We start from the raw sequence: 17,884 nt of genomic DNA on the forward strand, positions 1-17,884 counted from the left end.
ATCCCATTCAGCTTTTATCCTCGCTCCAAGCTGTAGCGATTTCGCTACACGCCCCAGCTCAAGCTATCTCACAAAACTAGATAACTTATTGATTTATATAGATAAATAAACGTTGGCCGCATTCTTGCTAATCAACCCCTCATAAATAAGGGCCTTCGCGCCCGACTATTCCACCGCGTCCACCAGACGAGTCTGGCCCCTGAGGAGTTTCCATGAGCGAGTTGCGTTTTACTGAAGATCACGAATGGCTGCGCACCGAAGCTGACGGCAGCGTTACTGTCGGCATCACCGCTTTCGCGCAGAACGCCCTGGGCGACGTGGTGTTCGTGCAACTGCCTGAGCTGCAGGCTTACGAAAAAGGCGCCGAAGCCGCCACCGTGGAATCGGTAAAAGCCGCCAGCGGCGTGTACATGCCCCTCGACGGCGAGGTACTGGCAGTCAACCCGGCGCTGGAAGATGCCCCGGAACTGGTCAACGAAGATCCGCTGGGCGAAGGCTGGTTCTTCCGCTTCCAGCCAAGCGACGCCGCCGCTGTCGGCAAACTGCTCGATCAGGACGCGTACGACCGTCTGATCAAAGCCCAAGCCGAAGCCTGAGGAACACCGACATGACTCAAGTAAACCTTGGCACCGCCAACGAATTCATTGCCCGTCACATCGGCCCGCGCGCCGGTGACGAGCAAGCCATGCTCAACAGCCTCGGCTTCGATTCGCTCGAAGCGCTGAGCGCCAGTGTCATCCCGGAAAGCATCAAGGGCACCAGCGTGCTCGGCATGGACGATGGCCTCAGCGAAGCCGATGCCCTGGCGATGATCAAATCGATCGCTGGCAAAAATCAGCTGTTCAAAACCTACATCGGCCAGGGCTACTACAACTGCCACACGCCGTCGCCAATCCTGCGCAACCTGCTGGAAAACCCGGCCTGGTACACCGCTTACACGCCGTACCAGCCAGAAATTTCCCAGGGCCGTCTCGAAGCGCTGCTGAACTTCCAGACCATGATCAGCGACCTCACCGGCCTGCCGATCGCCAACGCTTCGCTGCTCGACGAAGCCACCGCCGCTGCCGAAGCCATGACCTTCTGCAAACGCCTGAGCAAGAACAAGGGCAGCCACCAATTCTTCGCCTCGATCCACAGCCACCCGCAAACCCTCGACGTGCTGCGCACCCGTGCCGAGCCGCTGGGCATTGATGTTGTGGTCGGCGATGAGCGTGAACTGACTGACGTGACGCCGTTCTTCGGCGCACTGCTGCAATACCCGGCGAGCAACGGTGATGTATTCGACTACCGCGAACTGACCGAGCGCTTCCATGCCGCCAACGCCTTGGTGGCCGTGGCTGCTGATCTGCTGGCCCTGACCTTGCTGACCGCCCCGGGCGAGTTCGGCGCTGACGTCGCCATCGGTTCCGCGCAACGCTTCGGCGTGCCGCTGGGCTTCGGTGGCCCGCACGCGGCTTACTTCTCCACCAAAGATGCGTTCAAACGCGATATGCCGGGCCGTCTGGTCGGTGTCTCGGTTGACCGCTTCGGCAAGCCTGCGCTGCGTCTGGCGATGCAGACCCGCGAGCAACACATCCGCCGCGAGAAGGCCACCTCGAACATCTGCACCGCGCAGGTGCTGCTGGCCAACATCGCCAGCATGTACGCCGTCTACCACGGCCCGAAAGGCCTGACGCAGATCGCCAACCGCGTGCATCACCTGACCGCGATTCTGGCCAAGGGCCTGACCGCGCTGGGCGCTAATGTCGAACAAGCCAGTTTCTTCGACACCCTGACCGTGGCCACCGGCGCACACACCGCAGCGCTGCACGACAAGGCGCACGCTGCACAGATCAACCTGCGCGTGATCGACGCTCAGCGTCTGGGTCTGTCGGTCGACGAAACCACCACCCAGGCGGATATTGAAACCCTGTGGGGCCTGTTCGCCGACGGCAAGACCCTGCCGGACTTCGCTGCACTTGCTGCGACCGTGCAGAGCACTATTCCAGCCTCGCTGGTACGTCAGTCGCCAATCCTCAGCCACCCGGTGTTCAACCGTTATCACTCGGAAACCGAGCTGATGCGCTACCTGCGCAAACTGGCGGACAAAGACCTGGCACTGGATCGCACCATGATCCCGCTGGGCTCGTGCACCATGAAACTCAACGCCGCCAGCGAAATGATCCCGGTGACCTGGGCTGAATTCGGTGCCCTGCACCCGTTCGCCCCGGCCGCGCAAAGTGCCGGTTACCAGCAACTGACCGATGAACTGGAAGCGATGCTCTGCGCCGCTACCGGTTACGACGCGATCTCGCTGCAACCGAACGCCGGTTCGCAAGGTGAATACGCAGGCCTGTTGGCGATTCGTGCTTATCACCAGAGCCGTGGCGATGAACGCCGCGACATCTGCCTGATCCCCTCGTCCGCCCACGGCACCAACCCGGCCACCGCCAACATGGCGGGCATGCGCGTGGTCGTGACCGCCTGCGATGCGCGCGGCAACGTCGACATCGACGACCTGCGTGCCAAAGCCATCGAGCACCGCGAACACCTCGCCGCGCTGATGATCACTTACCCGTCGACCCACGGCGTGTTCGAAGAAGGCATCCGCGAAATCTGCGGGATCATTCATGACAACGGCGGCCAGGTATACATCGACGGCGCCAACATGAACGCAATGGTCGGCCTCTGCGCACCGGGCAAGTTCGGCGGCGACGTCTCGCACCTGAACCTGCACAAAACCTTCTGCATCCCGCACGGCGGTGGCGGCCCGGGCGTCGGCCCGATTGGCGTCAAGTCGCACCTGACTCCGTTCCTGCCGGGCCACGGCCAGATGGAACGCAAGGAAGGCGCGGTCTGCGCGGCACCGTTCGGCAGCGCAAGTATTTTGCCGATCACCTGGATGTACATTCGCATGATGGGCGGCGCCGGTCTGAAACGCGCTTCGCAACTGGCGATCCTCAACGCCAACTACATTTCCCGTCGCCTCGAAGAGCACTACCCAGTCCTGTACACCGGCAGCAACGGTCTGGTGGCGCACGAGTGCATTCTCGATCTGCGTCCGTTGAAAGACAGCAGCGGCATCAGCGTTGATGACGTCGCCAAGCGCCTGATCGACTTCGGCTTCCACGCGCCGACCATGTCGTTCCCGGTTGCGGGCACGCTGATGATCGAGCCGACCGAAAGCGAATCCAAGGAAGAACTGGATCGCTTCTGCGACGCGATGATCCGCATCCGCGAAGAAATCCGCGCGGTGGAAAACGGCACGCTGGACAAGGACGACAACCCGCTGAAGAACGCTCCGCACACCGCGGCAGAACTGGTTGGCGAGTGGACTCACCCGTACAGCCGCGAGCAGGCCGTTTACCCGGTAGCGTCGTTGATCGAAGGCAAATACTGGCCACCGGTCGGTCGCGTCGACAACGTCTTCGGCGATCGCAACCTGGTGTGCGCCTGCCCGTCGATCGAAAGCTACGCTTAATGGAATGAGGGGTAGGAATACCTGCCTCTTTCTCCAGAACACCACAAATCCCTGTGGGAGCTGGCTTGCCAGCGATGAGGGTGGATCAGCCTACATCTTTGTTGCCTGACCCACCGCCATCGCTGGCAAGCCAGCTCCCACAAGGAACGCATCAAGCCTGATATTTCCGCCAATTCCTATAACAAGAAACCGGAGAACCACTCATGTCGTTAAGCGTGTTCGACCTGTTCAAGATTGGCATCGGTCCCTCCAGCTCCCACACCGTCGGCCCGATGCGCGCTGCTGCGCGCTTCGCTGAAGGCCTGCGGCGAGAAAACCTGCTCGGTGCAACGGCCAGCGTTCGCGTTGAACTCTACGGTTCCCTCGGCGCCACCGGCAAGGGTCACGGCAGCGACAAAGCCGTGTTGCTCGGCCTCGAAGGCGAACATCCGGACACCGTCGATACCGAAACCGTCGCCGCGCGCCTGCAAGAGATTCGCGGCAACGGCCGACTGAATCTGCTCGGTGAGCACAGCATTGCGTTCAACGAGAAAGAACACCTGGCAATGATCCGCAAGCCGTTGGCTTATCACCCCAACGGCATGATCTTCCGCGCCTTCGATGCGGCGGGGATTCAGATTCGCAGCCGCGAGTACTACTCGGTGGGTGGTGGTTTCGTCGTCGACGAGGATGCCGCCGGTGCCGACCGCATCGTCGAAGACGCCACACCGCTGACCTTCCCGTTCAAAAGTGCCAAAGACTTGCTCGGTCATTGCGCCACCTACGGTCTGTCGATCAGCCAGGTGATGCTGACCAACGAAAGCGCTTGGCGCCCCGAAGCGGAAACCCGCGCCGGACTGCTGAACATCTGGCAGGTGATGCAGGACTGCGTGGCTGCAGGTTGCCGTAATGAAGGTATTTTGCCGGGCGGCTTGAAGGTCAAACGTCGTGCGGCAGCGCTGCATCGGCAACTGTGCAAAAACCCGGAATCAGCGTTGCGCGATCCGTTGTCGGTGCTCGACTGGGTCAACCTCTACGCCTTGGCAGTCAACGAAGAAAACGCCAACGGCGGGCGTGTGGTTACCGCACCGACCAACGGCGCGGCGGGGATTATTCCGGCGGTATTGCATTACTACATGCGTTTTATCCCCGGCGCGAATGACGACGGCGTCGTACGGTTTCTGCTGACGGCGGCGGCCATCGGCATTCTCTACAAGGAAAACGCCTCGATCTCCGGCGCCGAAGTCGGTTGCCAGGGTGAAGTCGGCGTGGCCTGTTCGATGGCGGCCGGGGCATTGTGCGAAGTGCTCGGCGGCAGCGTGCAGCAAGTCGAGAACGCCGCGGAAATCGGCATGGAACACAACCTCGGTCTGACCTGCGACCCGATTGGCGGACTGGTGCAGGTGCCGTGCATCGAGCGCAATGCCATGGGCTCGGTGAAAGCCATCAACGCGGTACGCATGGCCATGAGAGGCGACGGCCAGCATTTCGTCTCCCTCGACAAAGTCATCCGCACCATGCGCCAGACCGGCGCCGACATGAAAAGCAAATACAAAGAGACCGCCCGCGGCGGTCTGGCGGTCAACATTATCGAATGCTGAGCCTTATTCAACTCGGCCTCCCTCAGGGAGACGATCGTACTTAGCCCCCTCTCCCACCGGGAGAGAAACGTAACTAGCTCCCTCTCCCTCCGGGAGAGGGCTGGGGTGAGGGGCCTTTGATCTTGATCTAGCCCCGACCCTCGAACCACATTTTCAAGGAGCCACGCATGTCCACCGAACAACTGTCGAAAACCCCGCTGCACGCTCTGCACCTCGAACTCGGCGCCCGCATGGTGCCGTTCGCCGGCTACGACATGCCGGTGCAGTACCCGCTTGGCGTGATGAAAGAACACCAACACACCCGTGAGCAGGCCGGGCTGTTTGACGTCTCGCACATGGGCCAGATTCGCCTGACCGGCGCCAACGCCGGCAAAGCCCTGGAAACCCTGGTGCCGGTGGACATCATCGATCTGCCGGTGGGCATGCAGCGTTACGCGATGTTTACCAACGACAACGGCGGCATTCTCGATGACCTGATGGTCGCCAACCTCGGCAACGATGAACTGTTTCTGGTGGTCAACGCCGCGTGCAAGGATCAGGACCTGGCTCACCTGCAACAACACATTGGCGATCAGTGCACCATTACGGCGCTGTTCGAAGAGCGCGCGCTGCTCGCGTTGCAAGGCCCGACGGCCGTTTCAGTGCTGGCGCGTCTTGCGCCGGAAGTAGCAAAGATGACCTTCATGCAATTCAACCGCGTGTCGTTGCTCGGCGTGGATTGCTTCGTCAGCCGTTCGGGTTACACCGGTGAAGACGGTTTCGAAATCTCCGTTCCGGCTGCCGATGCCGAGAAACTCGCCCGCGCCCTGCTCGCCGAACCGGAAGTCCAGGCCATCGGCCTCGGTGCCCGCGATTCGCTGCGTCTGGAAGCCGGCCTGTGCCTGTACGGCCACGACATGAACACCGAGACCACGCCAATCGAAGCGAGCCTGCTGTGGGCGATTTCCAAGCCGCGCCGCGCTGATGGCGCACGGGCTGGCGGTTTCCCGGGGGCAGAGACTGTTTTCGCTCAACAACAGAACGGCGTCGCGCGCAAACGCGTCGGCCTGCTGCCGCAAGAACGTACGCCTGTGCGTGAAGGCGCGGAAATCGTCAACGAAACCGGCGAAATCATCGGCAGCGTGTGCAGTGGCGGTTTCGGTCCGACCTTGGGCGGGCCGCTGGCGATGGGTTACCTCGACAGTGCTTATGTAACACTCGACACACCGGTCTGGGCCATCGTTCGTGGGAAAAAGGTGCAAATGCTTGTAAGCAAAATGCCATTTGTTCCACAACGCTACTATCGCGGTTGATTGACTGTTTCTATAAGTAACGCGATTGCGTTATGCGTGCACTAATGTGTAACGTAATCGCCACAAAAAAGTGCATTTTCTAACATTCGATTCGCATTTGAACTTTGCTTATAACGTTCGAAAACAATTGAACAAGCGAATCGTCTAAGACCGCACTAGCGAACCGACTAAGTGCCAGCAAGCGTAGGAAAACCGGGCTCTTCACGGGGCTTGTTTTTTCTCCCGTAGTTGGCGTAGAGTTTGTCCACTGTGTTTGCATGGGTCAGCTTTGAATCGTGACCTGGGCAGTAGCCTACAAGTTAGCTACATCCCGTTCGACGTCTTCTTACTCTCCTGCAACCAGCCCCAGTACTCTTTCATGAGAAAGAGACTGCCATCAATTTTTGCGTCAAAGGAAATAAGAAATGTCCACACGTCAGAGCGGTACCGTCAAGTGGTTTAACGACGAGAAAGGTTTTGGTTTTATCACTCCAGAAAGCGGTCCGGATCTGTTCGTGCATTTCCGCGCCATTCAGGGCAACGGCTTCAAAAGCCTGAAAGAAGGCCAGAAAGTGACCTTCGTTGCTGTGCAGGGCCAGAAAGGCATGCAGGCTGACGAAGTACAAGCAGAAGCCTGATTTTCTGTTACGAAAAAGCCCCTGATATTGATATCAGGGGCTTTTTTGTGCGCGCGAATCCGTAAAATGGCGCTTCATTTTGCATCCAGAGGCTGCCATGTCGAAAAACCTGCTCACGCCCCAAGGGGACTTTCCTCCCGTTGGCCTAGGTCGTCGCCTGGCAGCGATGTTCTATGACTTTCTGCTGTGCACCGCACTGCTGATCGTCACCGGCTTCGTTTACAAAATGATCCAGGCCGCGATCATCGGTGAAGAGCGTCTGCGGGTAATGACCGATGCCGGCAAGCTCGACGGTGATCCGCTCTACTCCACCGTGCTGCTATTGGTGCTGTTTGCGTTCTTCGCCAAGTTCTGGACCCATGGCGGGCAGACACTGGGCATGCAGGTGTGGGGCATTCGCGTGCAGAACGCCAATGGCACGGCGATCAGCCTGTGGCAGGCGCTGTTGCGGTTTATGGTGTCGATTGCGTCGTGGCTGTGCGTAGGGCTGGGATTCTTCTGGTCGCTGTATGACAAGCAGAAGCGCACCTGGCATGACATCTATTCGGATACCCGCCTCGTCCGAATCCCGAAGAAGACCAAATAACTTCCAGACACCAAAAACTACTGTAGGAGTGAGCCTGCTCGCGATAGCGGTGTGTCAGTCAACATAATTGTTATCTGACACACCGCTATCGCGAGCAGGTTCACTCCTACAGGTTTATTTGTTGCTTGAAAGACCTCAGGCGTTACCGGCCAGCTTCATCCGTGCGGCCTGGGTGAAATCCAGCATGCGCTTCAACGGCCGGATCGCCTGCGGAATCAACGCCGGATCAACAAAGATCTCGTTCGTGCCTTCCTTCAAGCTCTTGAGCGTGCGCTCAAGAGTGTTCATGGCCATCCACGGGCAATGCGCGCAACTGCGGCACGCGGCGCCGTTACCGGCGGTTGGCGCTTCGATGAAGACCTTGTCCGGGCACAACTGCTGCATCTTGTAGAAGATGCCACGGTCGGTCGCGACGATCAGCGTCTTGTTCGGCAACGACTGTGCAGCGGCAATCAACTGACTGGTCGAGCCCACGGCGTCTGCCAGTTCAATCACCGAAGTCGGCGACTCCGGGTGCACCAGAATCGCGGCGTCCGGGTACAGCGCCTTCATGTCTTCGAGTTGCTTGGACTTGAACTCCTCGTGGACGATGCAGGCACCGTCCCAGAGCAGCATGTCGGCGCCGGTCTTGCGCTGAATGTAGGTGCCCAGATGCTTGTCAGGGCCCCAAATGATCGTCTCGCCGTTGTCCATCAGGCTTTCGACGATTTCCAGTGCGCAACTTGAAGTCACCACCCAATCAGCTCGAGCCTTAACAGCTGCGGAGGTGTTGGCGTACACCACCACCGTGCGCTCCGGGTGCTGATCACAGAACGCCGAGAACTCGTCGACCGGGCAACCCAGGTCGAGCGAGCAGGTCGCGTCCAGCGTTGGCATCAGCACGCGTTTTTCCGGGTTGAGAATCTTCGCGGTCTCGCCCATGAACTTCACGCCGGCGACCACTACGGTCTTGGCCGGATGAGCGTTGCCGAAGCGGGCCATTTCCAGGGAGTCAGAGACACAACCACCGGTTTCTTCGGCCAGAGCCTGAATCACCGGATCGCAATAAAAGTGGGCCACCAGCACCGCGTCCTGAGCCTTCAGCTCGGCGGCAATGGCGGAACGGTAATAAGCCTCTTCCTCAGCGGTCAGCGGTTTGGGCTGTTTGGCATCGAGGTGGGCTTGAACCAGAAGGCGTTCGGAAATCTGCGTCATGTTCGCAAGACCTGCAGGCGCGTTCGCGCGAAAGTCGAGTATACACCCGGCTCCGGACCGCTTGAGGGTACCGCCGGGAGAGTGAGTATTATCAGGCACGGACAGCATTGAAGCTGCGCAAGGCTACAGAATATCCCGTTGATACAAAAGATGATTCTGACCTGCGTCAGCGCTGCGGGTATTGAAATAACGCATAGCGAAATTGCAGGCAAAAAAAAACCCGGAAATCCTCACTTTCGTGGGCCTTCCGGATTTTCTAAACCGCCAAATATGGTGGGTCGTGTGGGATTCGAACCTACGACCAATTGGTTAAAAGCCAACTGCTCTACCAACTGAGCTAACGACCCGCTGTGTGGTGGCGCGTATAATACTGATTTTTAAGGACTATTCAACACTTTTTTGAAAATAATCAAAAATAAGGTGTTGGATCACTTACACCAGCGGCCGCGAAGCCTTCTGCGCGCAGGCGGCAGCTGTCGCATTTACCGCACGCACGGCCATCATCGTCGGCCTGATAGCAGGAAACGGTGAGGCCATAATCAACGCCGAGCTTCACGCCCGCCTGCACGATCTGCGCCTTGCTCAGGTTCTGCAACGGCGCCTGAATACGGAAACCGTTGCCTTCCACACCGGCCTTGGTCGCCAGGTTGGCCATGCGCTCGAACGACTCGATGAACTCCGGACGGCAATCCGGATAGCCCGAGTAATCCACCGCATTAACACCAATGAAGATATCGCGGGCGCCGAGCACTTCCGCCCAACCCAACGCCAGCGACAAGAACACCGTGTTGCGCGCTGGCACGTACGTCACTGGAATGCCTTCGCCCAGCTCTTCAGGGATGTCGATGCTGGCGTCGGTCAGGGCTGAGCCGCCCATGCCATTGAGGTTCAGGCCAATCACCTTGTGCTCGACCACACCCAAGTCGCGGGCGACGCGGGCGGCGGCGTGCAATTCGGCATGGGAACGCTGGCCATAGTCAAAGCTCATGGTGTAGCAGCGGTAGCCTTCGGCTCGGGCCATGGCCACTACAGTGGCCGAGTCCAGACCACCGGACAGCAGAATGACCGCACGTTTTTCGGTGGTGTTCAGTTGTTCGGTCATCTCAGCGCCCCGGCTCGTCATTCCACAAATATTTATGCAACTGCAATTGCAACCGCACCGGCAGGTTGTCCGCCACCACCCAGTCCGCCAGATCGCGAGCATTGAGATCATGGTGACTTGGGGAAAACAGCACTTCGCCGGCACGTCGATCAAGACCGTACTGAATCAGTTTGGAGACGGCCCAGTCATAATCGTCGCGCGAGCAGATGACAAACTTCACCTGATCGTTGGGCGTCAGCAGTTCGATGTTCTCGTAACGGTTGCGATGGGCTTCTTTCGAATCCGGCGTCTTCAGGTCGACAACGCGACTGACGCGCGGATCGACAGCCGAGACGTCGAGGGCGCCGCTGGTTTCCAGCGAGACCTCATAACCGGCATCACACAATTGTTTGAGCAAAGGAATGGCATTGGGCTGTGCCAACGGCTCACCGCCGGTAACACAGACGTAGCGCGGGCGAAATCCGGCCACTTGCTCGAGGATGTCGTCGAGGGTGCGCACGGTACCGCCACTGAAGGCATAGGCGCTGTCGCAGTATTGGCAACGCAATGGACAACCGGTCAGGCGCACAAAAACCGTGGGCAGCCCGGCAGTCCGCGTTTCCCCCTGCAAAGAGTAGAAAACTTCGGTGATTCTCAATGTGTCTTGCATAGTCGCCACGGGCGTAACAGCTAAACAGGCTGTCCGCCTCCGTCAGGCACTTCAGGCAATCCCGCCAACGCGTAGACCGCAAGAAGCGTGTTTCAGAAAAAGGGCGTGAATTCTAACGAAAAAACCCGCGACAAGCGCGGGTTTCTTCCAAACGGGTCAAGCCTGCTTACATGCGTTGCAGATCGCGTTGGGCCAACTGAGCAGCCGAGGTACCCGGATATTGGGCCACCACCTGCTGCAGAATGCCTTTGACCTTGTCGGTATGACCGAGGCGGCGCTCTACATCAGCCAGCTTGTACAGCGAATCCGGCACTTTGGCGTGCTTGGGATACAGCTGCGAAACCTTGGCGAAAGCCTGACCTGCGCCTTGCAGATCGCCTTTGGCCAGATTCACTTCACCCAACCAGTACTGGGCGTTACCCGCGTATTGGCTGTTCGGGTATTTGCGCAGGAAAGCGGCAAAAGCCTGGCTGGCCTTGTCGAAATCCTTGGCTTTGATCAGGTCGAAAGCGGCATCGTAATACAGCTTTTCCTTGGCCGGATCACCCGGTTCACTGCTTGCAGCAGGTGCCTGGGCAGCAGCCCCGGCGCCAGCAGCAGCACCGGCAGCAGCACTTGCATCGCCACCGGCAGAAGAATTCTCAGGAGTCGCGGCAGGTGCAACGCCGGATCCTATGCGCCGATCAAGATCCTGGTATCGCTCCAGGGATTCCTGCTTCATGCGCGCAACCTGATTCTGCAGTTCTTCGATCACACCTTGCTGGCGCGATATCTGATCCTGCATCTGTTGCAATTGGTTGAACAGCATGCCTTGTGCCGAGGCAGGGGCCGAAGCCGCTCCCCCGGCATAGGCGCCGTTCGTACCGTAACCTGCAGGCGGATAACTGCTCCCGCTATTGTTATAACCGGAGTTGTCATCGACCACAGGAACCGCAGCCCACGCCGCAAGCGGCGCGAGGCTGAGAGCCAGAACAGTTACAGCACGACGGCACGTTCGCATATCGAATTACTTACGCAGTTCGACGCGACGGTTTTGAGCCCAGGACTGCTCGTCGTTGCCGGTAGCAACTGGACGCTCTTCGCCGTAGGAAACCAGTTCCAGCTGAGCTGGGGAAACACCTTGCAGTACCAGGTAGCGCTGAACGGCTTTCGCACGACGCTCGCCCAGTGCCATGTTGTACTCACGAGTACCACGTTCGTCGGTGTTGCCTTCCAGAACAACGCGAGCGCCGTTTGCTTTCAGGTCTTTGGCGTGAACGTCCAGAGCGCGCATGGCTTCTGGCTTCAGGTCCGAGCTGTCGTATTCGAAGTAGAAGGTGGTGATTGCGCGCAGAGCAGCTTCTTCGCTCAGGGAACCGTCAACGGCACCAGTGTTTGCGCCGTAACCAGCGTTTGGATCAACAGCGCCTTCACCGGCGTTGTCGCCGCCTTTGGACGAGCAACCTACAGCTACAGCCATGGCCAGAGCCAGCGCAGCAAATTTACCAAACTTCAGCATTTCCATCGTGAAACTCCTAATGAACCCCAGTGTGTTAAGTAAAACGTGTAGCGCCCGCTCACTTCAGGTAAGGGGACCAGGACGGTTCTCTGACTTCGCCTTGAGCGGTAGGAAGCGGGAGCCTAACGCGTCCATTAATGGACACGAGCATCAAGACTCCCCGGCCCTGTTGGCGGGTGGCGTAGATTACCATGGTGCCGTTGGGCGCAACAGTAGGTGACTCGTCCAGAGTGCTATCAGTGAGGATCTTTACACTACCTCGCTGCAGATCCTGAGCTGCCACCTTGAAATTGGTGAAGCCATCCTGACGATGGATCATCACCAAAGTCTTTTCATCTGCCGAAAGTTTCGGGTTGGCGTTGTAGTTACCTACAAACGTCACACGCTCGGCACCACCGCCACTGGCGCTGGTTTTGTAGATCTGAGGCTTGCCGCCGCGGTCCGAGGTGAAGTAGATGGTCGAGCCATCCTTGCCCCAGTACGGTTCGGTGTTGATGCCAGGACCTGCGGTCACGCGGGTGATCTGACGCGAAGCCAGATTCATCACATAGATGTCCGGGTTACCGTCTTTCGACAGTACGAACGCCAGGCGATCACCATTCGGCGACCAGGCTGGCGCGCCGTTCAGGCCTTCGAAATTGGTGATTTGCTCACGGCGACCGGTGTCGATGTTCTGCATGAAGATGCGCGGACGCTTCTGCTCGAACGACACGTAGGCGATGCGCTTGCCATCCGGTGCGAAGCGCGGCGACAGAATCGGCTCACGCGATTGCAACAGCGTCACGGCGCGAGCACCGTCGTAGTCCGAACGCTGCAGGGTGTAACGGGTGTTCTTCTCGGAGAAGCGCTCGGCCGTCACGTACAGCAGACGCGTCGAGAACGCACCTTCAATACCGGTCAGTTTCTGGAACGACTGATCGGAGATGAAGTGCGCCATGTCGCGCAATTGCTCGGTGGTACCGGAAACACTGCCGTCTGCCACTTTTTGCTCGGTGGCTACGTTGAACAGCGCCCACTGCACCTGCAAGCGACCGCCCGCTGGCGCAATGCTGCCGACCATCATGTATTGAGCACCCACCGCCTTCCAGTCACGGAAGATGATTTCGCTCGGCTGGCTTGGCTGGCTGATCATGTTTTGCTTTGGAATCGGCGAGTAGTAGCCCGAGTTGCGCAAATCGTTACCAATGATTTCAGCCATGTCGTCCGGCAGCACGGCACCGCCCTGCATACCAAACGGTACAACGGCGATCGGGGTTGCCCGATCGCTGCCGCTGGTGACCAGAATGTTCTTTTCATCCGCCATCGCGATCCCTGCCATGCAGCAGATCACGACCAGCATTCCTCGAAGAAGGTTTCTCACAAGGCTAGATCCTCAGGTGTGAATGTCATCTTGAATGAACGATACGGAGCGAAATCGCTCGGCTTCATTCCCTGCATTTCTGTCAAACGTCCAATATTTTTGACCGCTGCCACTGCCGAAGCATCGAACGGACCATCGCCACTGGATTTGGCCACGCTGACCGAAGTCACCGTACCGTCCGGCAACATGCCGATCTGCAACACCACCGTCATGCCTTTGCGTGCCGAAGGTGGACGGGCCCAGCCTTCTGCAGCTCGCGCACGAATCAGGTCATCGAAACTGCCCGCGACTTCGTCGCCCTGCTCATCGGCCAAGGCCTGCTGGCGCTGCGGCGTATCGGAAAGCAAATCGGCCAAGGCCTGAGCCTTTTTGTCTTCGGTCGATTTACGTGCTGCATCCTGCGCTTTCTTCTTCGCAGCATCGGCAGCGGCTTTCTTCTTCGCTTCGTCGGCGATTTTCTTCTTCGCCTCTTCAGCTTCAGCTTTCTTCTTGGCGTCTTCGGCGGCTTTCTTCTTCGCGTCTTCGACGATCTTCTTCTTGGCTTCTTCAGCGGCTTCTTTCTTGGCTTCTTCCTTAGCCTCTTCTTCAGCCTTCTTCTTGGCTATATCAGCCAATTGTTTCTCTTCGGCCTTCTTGGCTTCGGCTTTCTTCGCGTCGTCAGCTTTCTTGGCGTCATCCGCCTTTTTAGCTTCATCCGCTTTTTTAGCCTCATCGGCCTTCTTGGCTTCCTCGGCTTTTTGAGCCGCTTCTTCTTTCTTTTGTTCCGCAGCGGCCTTGATCTCTTCCTGCTCGACCTTTTTCTGTTCCATCTGCTCGACTTCAGTCTGGCGCGCGGCGGATTTCTTCGCCTCACCCGCAATCTTCTGATTGGTCTGGGTGGTTGCCTGACTTTTCGATTTCAGTTGGTACAGGGTCGCCTGGACAATCGGCTTGGCCGGCGGCAGCTCTGGTGTGAAGGCAAAACTGACGAACAGCATGCCGAACACCAGCACGTGCAGGACAATTGCCAGAACACTAGGCCAGAAGTAGCTTTCCGAGGCGGACGGCTCTCGCTGTTGCTGCATCAGGGGGCCTCGGTAATCAAACCAACATTACCGACCCCGGCTTTCTGCAACCCGCCCATGGCGCCCATGACAGAACCATAGTCGACGGTCTTGTCACCGCGGATGAAGACCTGGGTACGCTTGCCGCCTTCGGTGCCGGCACGAATGATCTTGGTCACCGCGTCGGTCATTTGCGGCAGGGTCATGGCCCTGTCCTGTTGCTTCTCGGTGTCGACTTCGCTGCCAAGGTTCCAGTAGTAGGTCTTGTCAGCCTTGATCGAAATAGTCAGGACCTGCGTGTTGTTGTCCTGCGGCAAGGCTTCGCTGGAAACCTTGGGCAGATCAACTTTCACGCCCTGATTGAGCATCGGCGCGGTCACCATGAAGATGACCAGCAGCACCAACATCACGTCGATGTATGGCACCACGTTCATCTCGGCGACCGGCTTGCGCTTTTTGCGAGCTCGAGCGATTAAAGCCATTGGAAATTACCTGCTTATTCTTCGCTGGTGTGCACTTTGCGGTGCAGGATCGCCTGGAATTCATCGGCGAAGGTGTAGTAGCGGCTCAGCAAGGTTTCGCTGCGGGCAGAGAAACGGTTGTAAGCGATAACTGCCGGGATTGCCGCGAACAGGCCGATCGCGGTGGCGATCAGGGCTTCGGCGATACCCGGGGCCACAGTGGCCAGAGTGGCTTGCTGGGCGCTGGCCAGACCGCGGAAGGAGTTCATGATGCCCCACACGGTACCGAACAGACCGATGTACGGGCTGACCGAACCGACAGTGGCGAGGAACGGCAGGCTCTGCTCCAGTTTCTCTTCTTCGCGGGAGATGGCGACGCGCATGGCCCGGGCCACGCCTTCCATCACCGCTTCAGGATCGACGCCTGGCTGCTGACGCAGACGCGAGAACTCCTTGAAACCGGCACGGAAGATCTGCTCAACGCCCGAATCCGGATCCGGGTTGCTGCCTGCCTGACGGTACAGCTTGGACAGGTCGATACCCGACCAGAAGCGCTCTTCGAAGCTCTCCAGGGCGCGTCGACCGGCGCGCAGCAGATTGCTGCGCTGAAAGATCATGATCCATGAGGTCACCGATGCGGCCACCAGGGTCAACATTACCAACTGCACCACGATGCTGGCATTGCTGACCAGGCTCCACATGGAGGAATGGTCGACGACGTTAGCTTCCACGCTTTATCTCCTGCTTTGAGTGTGTACCCGGGCCGACCGCGTCGGCGAAGGCCGCACGCAAATCTTCGGGAAGGGCCCGGGGTTTCAAACTGTTAGTGCGCACACAGGCCACCAAAAACTGCCCCTCACAGAGCAGCACATTATCCGTTGCCCGCCTGACCTGCTGTTTGAAGCGCAGGCTGACCCGGTTCAATTCGATTACATCAGCGCTTACCAGCAGTTCGTCGTCCAGTCGCGCCGGCGCGTGATAGCGCGCTTCGCTGGAGTGCACGACAAACAACAGGTCCTCCCCTGCCAGCTGCGATTGGGCAAAGCCCAGTTCGCGAAGCCGCTCGGTTCGAGCCCGTTCCATAAACTTGAGGTAATTAACGTAATACACGATGCCGCCCGCATCGGTGTCCTCGTAATAAACGCGACAACGATGTGCGAACGGCTCAAGCCCGTTTTGCGCGCGCATACTCTAGTGCTTACTCCTCAGGTTGCCAATCCGGCCAGGCAACTGTTTTTCATGGTTTCAGAGCTTTAACGCAAAAGTACCGTCCTGTGACCGTACAAACCCTGAATAAATCGACAACAAATGTGTATTAATCGTCCACGGCATCGAGAAACTCGTCTGCCACGGGCATTTCACCCATTCGTGACGGAATGTTTAAACCGAAGTGCAGGTACGCATGGCGCGTCACCACCCTGCCCCGTGGCGTGCGCATGATGTAACCCTGCTGGATCAGATACGGTTCCAGCACATCCTCAATGGTGTGACGTTCTTCACTGATCGCAGCGGCGAGGCTGTCGATACCGACCGGGCCGCCATCGAACTTCTCGATCATGGTCAACAGCAGACGCCGGTCCTGATGATCGAAACCATGCTCGTCGACGTCCAGCAGGTTCAGCGCCAGATCCGCCACCGCTTTGGTGATGTGGCCCTTGGCGCGGACTTCGGCGAAGTCACGCACGCGGCGCAACAGACGGTTGGCGATTCGCGGCGTACCACGGGCACGACGTGCGATTTCGAACGAACCTTCCGGATCCAGCGGCAGACCGAGAATCGCCGCCGAACGGCTGACAATCGTCGCCAGATCGGCCGTGCTGTAGAACTCAAGACGCTGGACAATACCGAAGCGGTCACGCAACGGGTTGGTCAGCATGCCGGCGCGAGTGGTTGCGCCCACCAAAGTGAACGGCGGCAGATCGAGTTTGATCGAACGCGCGGCCGGCCCTTCACCGATCATGATGTCGAGCTGGAAATCTTCCATCGCCGGGTACAGCACTTCTTCAACGATCGGCGACAGGCGATGGATTTCGTCGATGAACAGCACGTCGTGCGGTTCGAGGTTGGTCAGCAGCGCCGCCAGATCACCCGGACGCTCAAGTACCGGACCGGATGTGCTCTTGATAGACACGCCCATTTCCTGGGCAATGATGTTCGCCAGCGTGGTCTTGCCCAGACCCGGCGGGCCGAAGATCAGGGTGTGGTCGAGGGATTCGCTACGGCCACGGGCGGCCTGGATGAACAGTTCCATCTGCTCGCGCACGGTCGGCTGGCCAATGTAGTCGGCCAGACTGACCGGTCGAATGGCCCGGTCCTGGACTTCTTCGCGCTCACGCGGGCTGTGCGCGGCGGTGATCAGACGATCAGCTTCAATCACTTAAATCATTCCCTTCAGGGCACGGCGGATCAGGTCTTCACTGCTCAAATTCTTGTCCTTGATGGCGGTAATCGCCTTGCTCGCTTCCTGCGGCTTGTAGCCCAGGGAAATCAGCGCGCTGACCGCATCGTTCTCGGCGGTATTGACCGGCGCCGGGCCATCAGGCTGATTCGGTACCAGGGCAAACATCGCCGGCGAAGTTTCCCAGGCCTTGAAGCGGTCTTTCAACTCAACCAGCAAGCGCTCGGCGGTTTTCTTGCCGACTCCCGGCACTTTGGTCAAGGCCGAGGTGTCCTGCGACTGCACACAGCGGATCAGCTCATCGACTTCCAGGCTCGACATCAACGCCAGGGCCAATTTTGGCCCGACACCATTGAGACGGATCAACTCGCGAAAAAAGTCTCGCTCACGCTTGCCGGCAAAACCATAGAGTAACTGCGCGTCTTCGCGTACGACCAAATGGGTGTGCAGGGTCAGCGGTTCACCGACCGACGGCAGACGATAAAGGGTGGTCATGGGCACTTCCAGCTCATACCCGAGGCCGTTTACATCCAGAATCAGGTGCGGCGGCTGTTTCTCAGCCAGGGTGCCGCGCAAGCGTCCAATCACGTTTCAGATCCTTGAGCGTTGGCCAGCCGTGGGCTGGCGACTATCGAAAGGCGAAT

General features: G+C 58.7%; 18 protein-coding genes and 1 tRNA gene. 6 read left to right on the top strand and 13 right to left on the bottom strand.

Translation table 11 applies throughout. From position 1 onward, the window contains the following. Positions 1 to 212: 212 nt before the first annotated feature. The 6 genes from gcvH (at position 213) to AC3IUF_RS23085 (ending at position 7,535) form a co-directional block, all read left to right on the top strand. On the top strand, positions 213 to 596 hold the full coding sequence (gene gcvH / locus AC3IUF_RS23060; protein ID WP_064391754.1) for a glycine cleavage system protein GcvH: 384 nt from the start codon (positions 213 to 215) through the stop codon (positions 594 to 596). An 11-nt stretch (positions 597 to 607) separates the two neighbouring features. Continuing rightward, positions 608 to 3,460: an aminomethyl-transferring glycine dehydrogenase gene (gene gcvP, locus AC3IUF_RS23065; RefSeq protein WP_489279396.1), complete on the top strand. Its 2,853-nt coding sequence runs from the start codon at positions 608 to 610 to the stop codon at positions 3,458 to 3,460. A gap of 203 nt (positions 3,461 to 3,663) precedes the next feature. Beyond that, a complete protein-coding gene (locus AC3IUF_RS23070; RefSeq protein WP_489279397.1) occupies positions 3,664 to 5,040 on the top strand; it encodes an L-serine ammonia-lyase in 1,377 nt (458 codons plus the stop codon). A gap of 167 nt (positions 5,041 to 5,207) precedes the next feature. After that, on the top strand, positions 5,208 to 6,332 hold the full coding sequence (gcvT, locus tag AC3IUF_RS23075) for a glycine cleavage system aminomethyltransferase GcvT (RefSeq protein ID WP_447786849.1): 1,125 nt from the start codon (positions 5,208 to 5,210) through the stop codon (positions 6,330 to 6,332). A 404-nt stretch (positions 6,333 to 6,736) separates the two neighbouring features. Continuing rightward, the gene (locus tag AC3IUF_RS23080) at positions 6,737 to 6,949 is read left to right on the top strand and encodes a cold-shock protein (protein ID WP_003227496.1); all 213 of its coding nucleotides are present in this window, start codon (positions 6,737 to 6,739) and stop codon (positions 6,947 to 6,949) included. Positions 6,950 to 7,046: 97 nt separating this feature from the next. Next, positions 7,047 to 7,535 carry an RDD family protein gene (locus AC3IUF_RS23085; protein ID WP_007950167.1) on the top strand — a complete coding sequence of 163 codons (489 nt, stop codon included), beginning with the start codon at positions 7,047 to 7,049 and terminating at the stop codon, positions 7,533 to 7,535. 135 nt (positions 7,536 to 7,670) lie between these two features. On the opposite strand, the gene nadA is transcribed toward AC3IUF_RS23085, so the two are convergent. From nadA to ruvA, 13 genes are all read right to left on the bottom strand, one after another. After that, complete coding sequence (nadA, locus tag AC3IUF_RS23090; RefSeq protein WP_003227499.1) at positions 7,671 to 8,729, bottom strand: quinolinate synthase NadA; 1,059 nt, start codon at positions 8,727 to 8,729, stop codon at positions 7,671 to 7,673. Between the two features lie 271 nt (positions 8,730 to 9,000). Next, positions 9,001 to 9,076, bottom strand: a tRNA-Lys gene (locus AC3IUF_RS23095). A 62-nt stretch (positions 9,077 to 9,138) separates the two neighbouring features. Further along, positions 9,139 to 9,831: a 7-cyano-7-deazaguanine synthase QueC gene (queC, locus tag AC3IUF_RS23100; protein ID WP_007912720.1), complete on the bottom strand. Its 693-nt coding sequence runs from the start codon at positions 9,829 to 9,831 to the stop codon at positions 9,139 to 9,141. Between the two features lies 1 nt (position 9,832). Next, positions 9,833 to 10,480, bottom strand: coding sequence for a 7-carboxy-7-deazaguanine synthase QueE (gene queE / locus AC3IUF_RS23105; RefSeq protein ID WP_007912722.1), 648 nt, complete (start codon positions 10,478 to 10,480; stop codon positions 9,833 to 9,835). Positions 10,481 to 10,646: 166 nt separating this feature from the next. Beyond that, positions 10,647 to 11,480 (bottom strand): tol-pal system protein YbgF, encoded by an 834-nt coding sequence (gene ybgF / locus AC3IUF_RS23110; RefSeq protein ID WP_007912724.1) that lies wholly within the window; start codon positions 11,478 to 11,480, stop codon positions 10,647 to 10,649. Between the two features lie 6 nt (positions 11,481 to 11,486). Then, on the bottom strand, positions 11,487 to 11,984 hold the full coding sequence (pal, locus tag AC3IUF_RS23115; RefSeq protein WP_003178634.1) for a peptidoglycan-associated lipoprotein Pal: 498 nt from the start codon (positions 11,982 to 11,984) through the stop codon (positions 11,487 to 11,489). Positions 11,985 to 12,036: 52 nt separating this feature from the next. Next, on the bottom strand, positions 12,037 to 13,317 hold the full coding sequence (gene tolB / locus AC3IUF_RS23120; RefSeq protein WP_016983828.1) for a Tol-Pal system beta propeller repeat protein TolB: 1,281 nt from the start codon (positions 13,315 to 13,317) through the stop codon (positions 12,037 to 12,039). 17 nt (positions 13,318 to 13,334) lie between these two features. Further along, positions 13,335 to 14,402, bottom strand: a complete 1,068-nt coding sequence (gene tolA / locus AC3IUF_RS23125; RefSeq protein WP_007912728.1) for a cell envelope integrity protein TolA — start codon at positions 14,400 to 14,402, stop codon at positions 13,335 to 13,337. Beyond that, positions 14,402 to 14,854 carry a protein TolR gene (gene tolR, locus AC3IUF_RS23130; protein ID WP_161806672.1) on the bottom strand — a complete coding sequence of 151 codons (453 nt, stop codon included), beginning with the start codon at positions 14,852 to 14,854 and terminating at the stop codon, positions 14,402 to 14,404. The genes tolA and tolR overlap by 1 nt, the downstream gene beginning before the upstream one ends. 23 nt (positions 14,855 to 14,877) lie before the next feature. Beyond that, complete coding sequence (gene tolQ / locus AC3IUF_RS23135; RefSeq protein ID WP_007912733.1) at positions 14,878 to 15,573, bottom strand: protein TolQ; 696 nt, start codon at positions 15,571 to 15,573, stop codon at positions 14,878 to 14,880. Further along, positions 15,563 to 16,030 carry a tol-pal system-associated acyl-CoA thioesterase gene (ybgC, locus tag AC3IUF_RS23140; RefSeq protein WP_007912735.1) on the bottom strand — a complete coding sequence of 156 codons (468 nt, stop codon included), beginning with the start codon at positions 16,028 to 16,030 and terminating at the stop codon, positions 15,563 to 15,565. Before ybgC ends, tolQ begins: the two co-directional genes overlap by 11 nt. A 127-nt stretch (positions 16,031 to 16,157) precedes the next feature. Next, positions 16,158 to 17,219 carry a Holliday junction branch migration DNA helicase RuvB gene (gene ruvB / locus AC3IUF_RS23145; protein ID WP_007912736.1) on the bottom strand — a complete coding sequence of 354 codons (1,062 nt, stop codon included), beginning with the start codon at positions 17,217 to 17,219 and terminating at the stop codon, positions 16,158 to 16,160. Next, complete coding sequence (gene ruvA, locus AC3IUF_RS23150; RefSeq protein ID WP_003227522.1) at positions 17,220 to 17,828, bottom strand: Holliday junction branch migration protein RuvA; 609 nt, start codon at positions 17,826 to 17,828, stop codon at positions 17,220 to 17,222. Positions 17,829 to 17,884: the final 56 nt, after the last annotated feature.

It is taken from the genome of Pseudomonas sp. KH_040 (assembly GCF_057839305.1).

What these genes read in the sequence shown, in the direction of transcription:
- gcvH (WP_064391754.1), top strand. Translation starts at nt 213, where the DNA reads ATGAGCGAGTTGCGTTTTACTGAAGATCACGAATGGCTGCGCACCGAA.
- gcvP (WP_489279396.1), top strand. Translation starts at nt 608, where the DNA reads ATGACTCAAGTAAACCTTGGCACCGCCAACGAATTCATTGCCCGTCAC.
- AC3IUF_RS23070 (WP_489279397.1), top strand. Translation starts at nt 3,664, where the DNA reads ATGTCGTTAAGCGTGTTCGACCTGTTCAAGATTGGCATCGGTCCCTCC.
- gcvT (WP_447786849.1), top strand. Translation starts at nt 5,208, where the DNA reads ATGTCCACCGAACAACTGTCGAAAACCCCGCTGCACGCTCTGCACCTC.
- AC3IUF_RS23080 (WP_003227496.1), top strand. Translation starts at nt 6,737, where the DNA reads ATGTCCACACGTCAGAGCGGTACCGTCAAGTGGTTTAACGACGAGAAA.
- AC3IUF_RS23085 (WP_007950167.1), top strand. Translation starts at nt 7,047, where the DNA reads ATGTCGAAAAACCTGCTCACGCCCCAAGGGGACTTTCCTCCCGTTGGC.
- nadA (WP_003227499.1), bottom strand. Translation starts at nt 8,729, where the DNA reads ATGACGCAGATTTCCGAACGCCTTCTGGTTCAAGCCCACCTCGATGCC.
- queC (WP_007912720.1), bottom strand. Translation starts at nt 9,831, where the DNA reads ATGACCGAACAACTGAACACCACCGAAAAACGTGCGGTCATTCTGCTG.
- queE (WP_007912722.1), bottom strand. Translation starts at nt 10,480, where the DNA reads ATGCAAGACACATTGAGAATCACCGAAGTTTTCTACTCTTTGCAGGGG.
- ybgF (WP_007912724.1), bottom strand. Translation starts at nt 11,480, where the DNA reads ATGCGAACGTGCCGTCGTGCTGTAACTGTTCTGGCTCTCAGCCTCGCG.
- pal (WP_003178634.1), bottom strand. Translation starts at nt 11,984, where the DNA reads ATGGAAATGCTGAAGTTTGGTAAATTTGCTGCGCTGGCTCTGGCCATG.
- tolB (WP_016983828.1), bottom strand. Translation starts at nt 13,317, where the DNA reads ATGCTGGTCGTGATCTGCTGCATGGCAGGGATCGCGATGGCGGATGAA.
- tolA (WP_007912728.1), bottom strand. Translation starts at nt 14,402, where the DNA reads ATGCAGCAACAGCGAGAGCCGTCCGCCTCGGAAAGCTACTTCTGGCCT.
- ybgC (WP_007912735.1), bottom strand. Translation starts at nt 16,030, where the DNA reads ATGCGCGCGCAAAACGGGCTTGAGCCGTTCGCACATCGTTGTCGCGTT.